Origin of the sequence: Anaerococcus porci (genome assembly GCF_034090325.1) — a bacterium.
Taxonomy (GTDB): domain Bacteria; phylum Bacillota; class Clostridia; order Tissierellales; family Peptoniphilaceae; genus Anaerococcus; species Anaerococcus porci.
Map to the genome: position 1 here is coordinate 1 of NZ_JAXDSU010000031.1, position 8,546 is coordinate 8,546.

The window sequence follows — 8,546 nt, forward strand, 5'->3', positions numbered from 1 at the left end:
TGATTTATCCAAGCTACAAATAACAGGTGACGGGATAGCTTATTTAAGAGATAATTCAAGAATGAAAAAACTAATTAATCTGATTAAAGAGGCAAGAGCTATAATGTCTTTGTGGAATTAGATTAGATACTTAAAAATAAATTTATAAAAACCCTCCTTTTTTGCTTGCGAAAAAATAAAAAAGTTTTAAAAGTGCTTGACTTATGCGTCGCATAAGTATATAATATAATTACAGTAAGGAAATATCTTACGAGTATGAGCGAGAGGGAGGAGAAAATATGGAAGATATGAATACAAGCGAATTATTGAAAGAAGTCGTTGAAGAGAATCAAACAAGAAAGATATTAGAAATATTAAAAGAAAGCAAAGACTTAGATGAAGCAATCAAAAAAATAGAAGAACTACTTAAAAAGTAGAACTTCTATAATAACAAGACATCAACGGGGACTCGCTCCCCTTAGTTGATGGTTTTATTATACTTTAGAGCGAGAGAAAGGCAAGGGTGATATGTGAAAGAAGAAAAAAAGAAGATGGGTAGACCTACTGATAACCCAAAGGTAGATTCTTTAAATGTTAGGTTAGATAGAGAGGCAAGTGATATATTAAGAAAATATGCAAAGAAATATAATATAACAAGAACTGAAAGTGCAAGAATAGGCATAAAGAAGTTAAAGGAAGATTTATAATAAAAAGAGCCCACACTTTCATGTGGAACTCAATGACAAATGAACAACAAAATTGTTCTATAATAATATACCTTTTTATTGTAATTTCTTCAATGAAAGGACAAAAAATGAATGATTTAGTTAAAATTAATAATCAAAATGTAGAAAGAAAAATTTTTAATAATCAGCCAGTAATTACTTTTAAGGATATAGACAAAGTGCATGAACGACCACAAGATACTGCGAGTAGGAATTTTAGAAAAAATAAGAAACATTTTATAGAAAATATAGATTATTTTATTCTAAAACCTGAAAAATACAAAAACGACGAAATTCGTCGCTTTGGAATAAATAGTCCTAGAGGTGGTTATCTCTTCACAGAAAGCGGATACCTAATGTTAGTAAAATCTTTTTATCTAATGTTTAATTATTTTCTTGACTGATTGAATGATTGAATGTATAATTTAAATCAGGAGGTCAAGATGAAAACTATTACGGTAAGGCTTGATGATGAATTGCACAAAAAATTTAAACTATATGCGTTAGAAAATAATAAAAGTATGCAAGAAATCATTGAAGAATATATAAAAAAAATTATTAAAGAAAAAAATAAGTAAAAAAAGAACGATGGTTATAAGTTTAGCCACTCAACCATCGTTGCAGAGAAACGTTGTTTATAAATATAAATACAATGTTTCCTTACCAACATTGTACTATAAATAGCGGTTTCTTTCAATTAAAAAGGAGCTAAAATGAATAGTATAAGTATTAATAACAATAGTATTGAAAGAAAAATATACAACAATGAACCAGTAGTGACTTTCAAAGATATAGATTTGGTACACGAAAGACCAGAAGGTACAGCTAGTAGAAATTTTAGAACAAATAAGAAACATTTTATAGAAAACGTAGATTTTTACAATGTAACTACTGAAAAATGCAAGAGCGACGAAATTCGTCGAGCTGGATTTAATAATCCTAGAGGTGGTTATCTCTTCACAGAAAGCGGATACCTAATGTTAGTAAAATCTTTTACTGATGATTTAGCTTGGGAAGTTCAAAGACAACTTGTTAATTCATATTTTAGGTTAAAGGAAATAAGTAATAATGAACCTTACAAAATAAAAAACAAAAGCTACCAAGGTGTACCTTGTATGACTATTAAGGATTTGGCTTTTCTTTGTGGGTATGATAGGTCTAGTGTTGGTGCATATATCAGGGAAAATTCTCTTGGGGAGCTTTTGACTTATAATAAGTTAAAGGATTTTAAAAGGGAAAATACTGATTATGAGGATGTAATGTGTTCTTTGTATGTTTTGTATAAGGATGATGTTTTTAATATTATTGATAATTTTAGGAAGTTAAAGGAATGTAAGGAATTTTTGGATGAGTATTTTAAGGATAAATATTTTGAGCCAATTTCTGATATGAAAATTCTTAAAGAATTGATGAATTTAAAAATGATTAGGCAAATTACTAATAATTTTAGTTTGAATGAACAGATGAGAATGGAATTTGATTATATTATTTCTAAGGAATATGTTAAGTTAGGTTTTTTAGATAAGCCTGTTAATGATTTGAATATTAATCATAGGGAAGGCTGGAATTTACTTTGTAATATTGCAAATTGGAAGAATGGTTTAGAAAGAAAATAAGTAAAAGTTAAAGCATCGCTATTTAGTGGTGCTTTTTTGTTGGAGATTTTGACCTAAGCATGTCGTAAAACTGCTAGCTTTTATTTAGGAGGTAGGATGAAAAAAAGATTAGGTAATCAAGAGCCTACTAAAAAAGTTGTTCTACCTTACAAAAAGAGCGACTATAAAAAGGCTGTTAATTTTTATGAAAAGAGTGGTCGTAAAGCTCAAAAATGGCAAAAAATCTTATTAAAAGATATATTAGCTTATGGTAAGGATAATTTGTGGACACACACCAAATGTGGGTATTCATTACCAAGACGTAATGGAAAAAACGAAATAATTGTTATGCGTGAGTTATATGGTCTTTTTATGGGAGAAGAAATAAATCATACAGCCCATAGAGTATCAACATCTCACAGTGCTTGGGAGAGGCTTTGTAGGGTTTTGGATGAAAGTGGAGTTGATTATAGGTCGTTAAAAGCCAAGGGTCAAGAAAGAGTTGAAATTCCTGAAACAGGTGGAAGAGTAGAGTTTCGAACTAGGTCTTCTACTGGTGGACTTGGTGAAGGTTTTGATTTATTGGTAATAGACGAAGCTCAAGAATATACTGATGATCAAGAGACAGCCTTAAAATATGTTGTATCTTCATCCAAAAACCCACAAACCATAATGTGTGGAACCCCACCAACCCCCATATCTTCAGGAATGGTTTTTGTCAATTTTAGGAAGAAAGTTTTATCTGGAGATAGTAAGAATTTTTATTGGGCAGAATGGAGTGTTGATGAAAATACTAATCCTCATGATGTTGAAGCTTGGTATCAAACCAACCCATCTTTAGGAACAATTTTTACTGAAAGAATCGTTGAAGATGAAATTGGTACTGATGATTTAGATTTTAACATACAAAGATTAGGTCTTTGGATATCATATAACCAAAAATCTGCCATATCTCTAACTGACTGGGATAGATTAAAAATTGATGAATTACCTAATTTGATTGGTGGTTTGTATGTTGGAATAAAATACGGTCAAGATGGAAATAATGTAGCTTTATCTATAGCCGTCAAAACTGATGAAGGAAAAATATTTATAGAGTCTTTGGATTGCCAAAGTGTAAGAAATGGTGATAGGTGGATTTTGGATTTTTTAAAGTCGGCTGATATTGAAAAGGTAGTAGTTGATGGTGCTAGTGGTCAAAATATTTTAGCTAGTGAAATGAAAGATTTGAAATTAAAAGAACCTATATTACCAACGGTAAAAGAAGTTATAAAAGCAAATGCCATGTGGGAAAGAGCGATTTTTGAAGAAAGTATCCTACATAACGACCAAGAATCTTTAAAACAAGTTGTAACAAACTGTGAAAAAAGAAATATCGGTTCATCTGGTGGTTTTGGATATAAATCTCAATTTGATGATATGGATATAAGTTTGATGGATTCATGCTTGCTTGCCCATTGGGTTTGTAAGGAAAATAAGAAAAAAATAAAACAAAAAATTTATTATTGATATTAGAAGTGGGTGTTAACTAATAGTTGACAGTCACTTTTTTAATATAAAATTACCGGACACGGGGAAATGGAGTAGAAAATGAGCGATTTTAAAGTAATTGAAAGTCAAGAAGAACTTGACGCAATAATTAAACCAAGAGTAGAAAGAGCAATCAAAAAGGCAAAAGAGGAAGCAAAGGAAGAATATGAAAGTTCTTTAAAAAGTCTTAATGATGAAAATTCTAATCTTAAAAATGAAGTTGGTCAGTACAAGAAAAGTCTTGAAAGTATGAAAGAAAAAGATGAACAAATTACAGGTCTTAATAAAACAATAGAATCTTATAAGAGAGAAGATTTAAAAAGAAAAATAGCTGTTGATTGTGGTTTACCTTTTAATCTTTCGAATAGAATTCAAGGTGAAGATGAAGAGAGTATGAGAAAGGATGCAGAAAGTTTATCAAATTTTATAAAGAATTCTAATCCTAGTGTAGTACCTCTTAAAAATGTTAATGAAATAAAAGATGATGATAGTGGTTTAAGATCATTATTAAATAGTTTAGATTTAGAAGGAGAATAAAATGACAACAACCAGAAATAATTTATTTGAACCAAAACTTGTAAATAATTTAATTAGCAAAGTTAAAGGATACTCAACTTTAACAAAATTATCCAAACAAGTTCCTATAGCTTTTAATGGTAATAAGGAATTTGTTTTTTCAATGGATAAAGAAATTGATATTGTTGCTGAAGGTGGAAAGAAAAGTGAGGGTGGTTTGTCCCTTGCAACTAGAGTTATTGTTCCAATAAAAGTTGAATATGGTGCAAGAATTACTGATGAGTTTTTATATGCTACAGAAGAAGAAAAACTTAATATATTAGGTGCTTTTACTGATGGTTATGCTAAAAAACTAGCTAAAGGTATTGATTTGATGGGTATACATGGAATTAATCCAAGAACTGGTGAAGTTTCTAATATTATAAATAACAACGATATAGCTCATAAGGTAACTCAAAAAACAACCTTTAATGAGAAAGACCCTGATACAAACATGGAAGAAGCTATTCAACTTGTTATTGCAGCTGAAGGTGATGTTACAGGTCTTGCTATGGATCCATCTTTTTCATCATGTTTAGCAAAACAAAAAAATAATAATGATGCTGGTGATAGATTATTCCCAGAGTTAAGATGGGGTGCTAAACCAAGCTCTATTAATGGGATTCCTGTTGATATACATTCTACAGTTGGTAATGGTTCTAAAATTAAAGCTATAGTTGGAGATTTTGAAAATGGTTTTAAATGGGGTTATGCAAAACAAATTCCATTTGAAATAATCAAATATGGTGATCCAGATAATTCAGGTCAAGACTTAAAAGGACACAACCAAATCTATTTAAGAAGCGAAACTTATTTAGGTTGGTCAATTCTTGAACCAAACCATTTTGCAATTATAGAAAAATCCGAAGGTTAAGTCTATATATGAAAATTTATAAAAATAAAAGAACTGGTGCTATAATATATAGCACCAATGAATTAAAAGGCGAGGATATAGAAGAAGTAAAAAAGAAGCCTGTAAGAAAAGAGACTAAGAATGGAAAAGATAACAAGTAATGATGTGATTAAGCTTTGGAGACCTTTAAGTCAAGAAGAAATTGATCGTGTAGAAAATTTAATTCCAATAATTATTGATAATTTAAAACTAAAAGCTCAAAGAGTAGGTAAGGACTTGGATAAAATGTCTGAGTCACCTACTTTTTTTAATGTTTTAAAATCAGTAGTTATTGATGTGGTTTCAAGAACACTTATGACTTCTACAGATCAAGAGCCTATGACTCAAACGAGTGAATCAGCCTTGGGTTATTCTTGGTCAGGTACTTTTTTAGTGCCTGGAGGGGGTCTTTTTATAAAAGATTCTGAACTTGCAAAACTTGGTCTAAAAACACAAAGATATGGGGTGATAGATTTTTATGACACGAATAAAGGGAATCCCTGTGATTTTGATTTCGAAGAGTGATCCTATTGAAGATGAGTTAGGAAGTCTTATTTATGAAGATAAGGAAATTGTAGTTGAAAATGTTTTGGTCGTTCCTACTAGTTCAGATGATATTTTATCTACAACTAATCTTTATGGTAAAAAGGCTGTTTATACTCTTGCAATCCCTAAAGGAGATAAAAACAAATGGGAGGGACAAGAAGTTAGATTTTTTGGTCAAAGATGGAGAGTTTTTGGGAAAGAAATGCAGGGAATAGATGACCTTATCCCTCTTAATTGGAATAAGAAAGTGTATGTAGAAAGTTATGAGTGATTTTAAATTTGAATTAAATTCTGATGGAGTAAAAGAGCTTTTAAAATGTCCAGGAATACAAGAAGAATTAAAAAAACGTGGACAAGAAGTAGCTAACAGGGCTGACGGAATTTGGGAAACCAAAAGTGGAGTCGGTAGTGTTAGGGCAAATGTTAAAGTTGTTACTAATGATAAAGATACTTTTTATAGAAATTTAAAAACTAATACTCTTATAAAGGCTTTGGGATGATAGAAAAAAAGATTAAAAATTATTTGGAAAAAGCTTTGAAAGTTCCAGTATGGGTTGAGCATAGGGAAAATGAACCTGACAGTTTTGTTATTTTTGAAAAAACTGGTGGTTATATTAAAAATACAATAAACCATTCAACATATGCTTTTCAATCTTATGGGAAAACTCTGACAGAAGCTTTGAAATTAAATAATAAATTGCTAGATTATATGATGATGTTCGAAGATGCTAATGTTAAGTTAAATTCTAATTATAATTTTACTGATACTAGCACAAAAAAATACAGATATCAAGCGATTTTAGAACTAATATATTAGAAAGGATATTTTATGGCAAATACTAATAATACAAGTACAGGAAAACCTAAAATAGGTGGAGCTATTTTTGTAGGCTATGATGGTGTAGCTGTTCCAAAAGATGCCAAAAGTGAATTAACAGGATTTAAAGAGTTAGGATATGTTTCTGATGATGGACTAACAAATTCCAATTCTTCAGATTCAGATAAAATTAAGGCTTGGGGTGGAGATACTGTTTTAGTTATTTCTAAAGGAAAAGAGGACACTTTACAATTTAAATTAATTGAGGTCATGAACCTTGATGTACTTAAATATGTATATGGTGAAGAAAATGTATCAGGAACTTTGGAAACTGGTATAACCTTAAAGGCAAATTCAAAACAAACAAAGGCTCATACTTTGGTAATAGATATGGTTTATCAAGGTGGAGTTATGAAAAGAATAGTAGCTCCTAATGCAATTATCCAAGAAATGGATGATATTGAATACACAGACGAAGATGCTGTTGGATATGCTGTTACAGTTTCTTGTCTTCCAGATACAGAAGGTAACAATCATTATGAATATATACTTAAGAAAGGTGCTGCAGAATGATTAAAGGCAAAACTAAAAGTGGCTTTAGATATAGCATAGATGAAAATGTAATAACAGATTTTGAATTTATAGAAAATTTAGAAAAAGTTATGGATAATGGAGCTGGTTTATCTAAAGCTTTAATAATTTTACTTGGAGAAAAGCAAAAAAAAGCATTAATAAATTATGTTAGGGATAAAAAGACAAAGAGAGTTCCTGTAAAAAATGTAATAAAAGAAGTTGAGGATATGCTATCCAATCCTAAATTAAAAAACTTATAGTCCTTGCCAAGATGATAAAGCTTGATGAAGAAGCTCTCATTTGTGATTTGGCAGAAACATATAATATCTTTGATTACAAAAAGCTAGCTTTAAATAAGCTAGCTATTTTAGCTTGTGGTCTTAGAGATGATTCAAGGATCAAATTAAAAATGAGTGAAAATATTTTAAGTCCTAATCAGTTACTTTTGGCTGGCATTCAAGATAGACTTTCTCTTCTTGTTTATTCTAAGACGAAAGATGCTGAAAAAGGAATAAATTATCCTAAGTTAATTTTGGATAATATGGAAAATAAAATTAATGGCTTTACATCTGGTGAGGATTTTATGAAAGAAAGAGAAAGAATTATGAAGGAGGGAAAAAATGCCAACTGAAATAGGTAAGGCTTATGTGCAAATTATACCCTCTGCTAGAGGAATAAAGGGAAGTGTATCCAAAATATTAAAACCTGAATCGAAAAGTGCTGGGGAAGATTCGGGATCTAGTCTTGGAAGTGGTCTTTTAGGAACTTTTACAAAACTTGCAATTGGCACAAAAGTAGGACAAGCCTTGGCAAGTGGAATAAAATCCTCAGTATTGGAAGGTGGGAAGCTAGAGCAATCTATAGGTGGTATTGAAACATTATTTGATACAAAGTTTTCAAAAGGTGCTGATATTGTAAAAAAATATGCCCAAGAATCTTTTAAGACAACTGGTTTATCTGCCAATTCTTATATGGAAAATGTAACAAGTTTTTCAGCATCCTTAATATCTTCGCTAGGTGGAGATACTCAAAAGGCAGCTGAGGTTGCTAATATGGCTATGGTGGATATGGCAGATAATTCCAATAAAATGGGCACTTCTATGCAGGATATACAGAATGCATATCAAGGCTTTAGCCGTTCTAATTACACAATGCTGGACAACTTGAAATTAGGATATTCTGGCACTAAGAGTGAAATGGAGCGTCTTTTGGCTGATGCTCAAAAGATAACTGGTGTAAAATATGATATCAATAATTTATCAGATGTATATCAAGCAATACATGCTATTCAAGGGAAACTTAATATAACTGGAACTACTGCTAAAGAAGCGGAA

17 protein-coding genes and 1 pseudogene are annotated in these 8,546 nt (G+C 30.7%); all 18 read left to right on the plus strand.

What is annotated here, in order from left to right; genetic code table 11:
- Positions 1 to 19: 19 nt before the first annotated feature.
- A complete protein-coding gene (locus SOR60_RS10490; RefSeq protein ID WP_407654216.1) occupies positions 20 to 121 on the plus strand; it encodes a YjcQ family protein in 102 nt (33 codons plus the stop codon).
- A gap of 157 nt (positions 122 to 278) precedes the next feature.
- Entirely contained in the window at positions 279 to 416 is a 138-nt protein-coding gene (locus SOR60_RS03260; RefSeq protein WP_320595178.1) for a hypothetical protein, read from the plus strand.
- 93 nt (positions 417 to 509) lie between these two features.
- A complete protein-coding gene (locus SOR60_RS03265) occupies positions 510 to 686 on the plus strand; it encodes a hypothetical protein (RefSeq protein WP_320595179.1) in 177 nt (58 codons plus the stop codon).
- A 32-nt stretch (positions 687 to 718) separates the two neighbouring features.
- The gene (locus SOR60_RS03270) at positions 719 to 1,108 is read left to right on the plus strand and encodes an ORF6N domain-containing protein (protein WP_320595180.1); all 390 of its coding nucleotides are present in this window, start codon (positions 719 to 721) and stop codon (positions 1,106 to 1,108) included.
- A gap of 39 nt (positions 1,109 to 1,147) precedes the next feature.
- Positions 1,148 to 1,282, plus strand: a complete 135-nt coding sequence (locus SOR60_RS03275) for a DUF6364 family protein (protein WP_320595181.1) — start codon at positions 1,148 to 1,150, stop codon at positions 1,280 to 1,282.
- A 135-nt stretch (positions 1,283 to 1,417) separates the two neighbouring features.
- Positions 1,418 to 2,320, plus strand: a complete 903-nt coding sequence (locus tag SOR60_RS03280; RefSeq protein WP_320595182.1) for an ORF6N domain-containing protein — start codon at positions 1,418 to 1,420, stop codon at positions 2,318 to 2,320.
- Between the two features lie 96 nt (positions 2,321 to 2,416).
- Complete coding sequence (locus tag SOR60_RS03285; RefSeq protein ID WP_320595183.1) at positions 2,417 to 3,808, plus strand: terminase; 1,392 nt, start codon at positions 2,417 to 2,419, stop codon at positions 3,806 to 3,808.
- Between the two features lie 81 nt (positions 3,809 to 3,889).
- Complete coding sequence (locus tag SOR60_RS03290) at positions 3,890 to 4,366, plus strand: DUF4355 domain-containing protein (protein WP_176269923.1); 477 nt, start codon at positions 3,890 to 3,892, stop codon at positions 4,364 to 4,366.
- 1 nt (position 4,367) lies between these two features.
- A complete protein-coding gene (locus SOR60_RS03295; RefSeq protein ID WP_176269924.1) occupies positions 4,368 to 5,258 on the plus strand; it encodes a phage major capsid family protein in 891 nt (296 codons plus the stop codon).
- A gap of 8 nt (positions 5,259 to 5,266) precedes the next feature.
- Positions 5,267 to 5,398 carry a hypothetical protein gene (locus SOR60_RS03300; RefSeq protein ID WP_268879122.1) on the plus strand — a complete coding sequence of 44 codons (132 nt, stop codon included), beginning with the start codon at positions 5,267 to 5,269 and terminating at the stop codon, positions 5,396 to 5,398.
- Positions 5,379 to 5,801 carry a phage Gp19/Gp15/Gp42 family protein gene (locus tag SOR60_RS03305; RefSeq protein ID WP_320595184.1) on the plus strand — a complete coding sequence of 141 codons (423 nt, stop codon included), beginning with the start codon at positions 5,379 to 5,381 and terminating at the stop codon, positions 5,799 to 5,801. The genes SOR60_RS03300 and SOR60_RS03305 overlap by 20 nt, the downstream gene beginning before the upstream one ends.
- The gene (locus tag SOR60_RS03310) at positions 5,779 to 6,093 is read left to right on the plus strand and encodes a hypothetical protein (protein WP_320595185.1); all 315 of its coding nucleotides are present in this window, start codon (positions 5,779 to 5,781) and stop codon (positions 6,091 to 6,093) included. The genes SOR60_RS03305 and SOR60_RS03310 overlap by 23 nt, the downstream gene beginning before the upstream one ends.
- A complete protein-coding gene (locus SOR60_RS03315) occupies positions 6,086 to 6,322 on the plus strand; it encodes a hypothetical protein (RefSeq protein ID WP_320595186.1) in 237 nt (78 codons plus the stop codon). Before SOR60_RS03310 ends, SOR60_RS03315 begins: the two co-directional genes overlap by 8 nt.
- Positions 6,319 to 6,639: a hypothetical protein gene (locus SOR60_RS03320; protein WP_320595187.1), complete on the plus strand. Its 321-nt coding sequence runs from the start codon at positions 6,319 to 6,321 to the stop codon at positions 6,637 to 6,639. Before SOR60_RS03315 ends, SOR60_RS03320 begins: the two co-directional genes overlap by 4 nt.
- Before the next feature lie 12 nt (positions 6,640 to 6,651).
- Entirely contained in the window at positions 6,652 to 7,212 is a 561-nt protein-coding gene (locus SOR60_RS03325; protein WP_320595188.1) for a phage tail tube protein, read from the plus strand.
- Positions 7,209 to 7,472 (plus strand): hypothetical protein, encoded by a 264-nt coding sequence (locus SOR60_RS03330; protein ID WP_019118349.1) that lies wholly within the window; start codon positions 7,209 to 7,211, stop codon positions 7,470 to 7,472. Before SOR60_RS03325 ends, SOR60_RS03330 begins: the two co-directional genes overlap by 4 nt.
- 11 nt (positions 7,473 to 7,483) lie before the next feature.
- Positions 7,484 to 7,843 carry a DUF5361 domain-containing protein gene (locus tag SOR60_RS03335; protein WP_320595189.1) on the plus strand — a complete coding sequence of 120 codons (360 nt, stop codon included), beginning with the start codon at positions 7,484 to 7,486 and terminating at the stop codon, positions 7,841 to 7,843.
- A pseudogene (locus SOR60_RS03340) lies at positions 7,833 to 8,546 on the plus strand (phage tail protein); the annotation flags it as partial. The gene SOR60_RS03335 and the pseudogene SOR60_RS03340, both read left to right, overlap by 11 nt.

Excerpts from the sequence above, each read along its gene's own strand:
- SOR60_RS03315 (WP_320595186.1), top strand. The coding sequence starts at position 6,086 with ATGAGTGATTTTAAATTTGAATTAAATTCTGATGGAGTAAAAGAGCTT.
- SOR60_RS03260 (WP_320595178.1), top strand. The coding sequence starts at position 279 with ATGGAAGATATGAATACAAGCGAATTATTGAAAGAAGTCGTTGAAGAG.
- SOR60_RS03295 (WP_176269924.1), top strand. The coding sequence starts at position 4,368 with ATGACAACAACCAGAAATAATTTATTTGAACCAAAACTTGTAAATAAT.
- SOR60_RS03285 (WP_320595183.1), top strand. The coding sequence starts at position 2,417 with ATGAAAAAAAGATTAGGTAATCAAGAGCCTACTAAAAAAGTTGTTCTA.
- SOR60_RS03320 (WP_320595187.1), top strand. The coding sequence starts at position 6,319 with ATGATAGAAAAAAAGATTAAAAATTATTTGGAAAAAGCTTTGAAAGTT.
- SOR60_RS03290 (WP_176269923.1), top strand. The coding sequence starts at position 3,890 with ATGAGCGATTTTAAAGTAATTGAAAGTCAAGAAGAACTTGACGCAATA.
- SOR60_RS03335 (WP_320595189.1), top strand. The coding sequence starts at position 7,484 with ATGATAAAGCTTGATGAAGAAGCTCTCATTTGTGATTTGGCAGAAACA.
- SOR60_RS03270 (WP_320595180.1), top strand. The coding sequence starts at position 719 with ATGACAAATGAACAACAAAATTGTTCTATAATAATATACCTTTTTATT.
- SOR60_RS03275 (WP_320595181.1), top strand. The coding sequence starts at position 1,148 with ATGAAAACTATTACGGTAAGGCTTGATGATGAATTGCACAAAAAATTT.
- SOR60_RS03300 (WP_268879122.1), top strand. The coding sequence starts at position 5,267 with ATGAAAATTTATAAAAATAAAAGAACTGGTGCTATAATATATAGCACC.
- SOR60_RS03280 (WP_320595182.1), top strand. The coding sequence starts at position 1,418 with ATGAATAGTATAAGTATTAATAACAATAGTATTGAAAGAAAAATATAC.
- SOR60_RS03330 (WP_019118349.1), top strand. The coding sequence starts at position 7,209 with ATGATTAAAGGCAAAACTAAAAGTGGCTTTAGATATAGCATAGATGAA.
- SOR60_RS03325 (WP_320595188.1), top strand. The coding sequence starts at position 6,652 with ATGGCAAATACTAATAATACAAGTACAGGAAAACCTAAAATAGGTGGA.
- SOR60_RS03305 (WP_320595184.1), top strand. The coding sequence starts at position 5,379 with ATGGAAAAGATAACAAGTAATGATGTGATTAAGCTTTGGAGACCTTTA.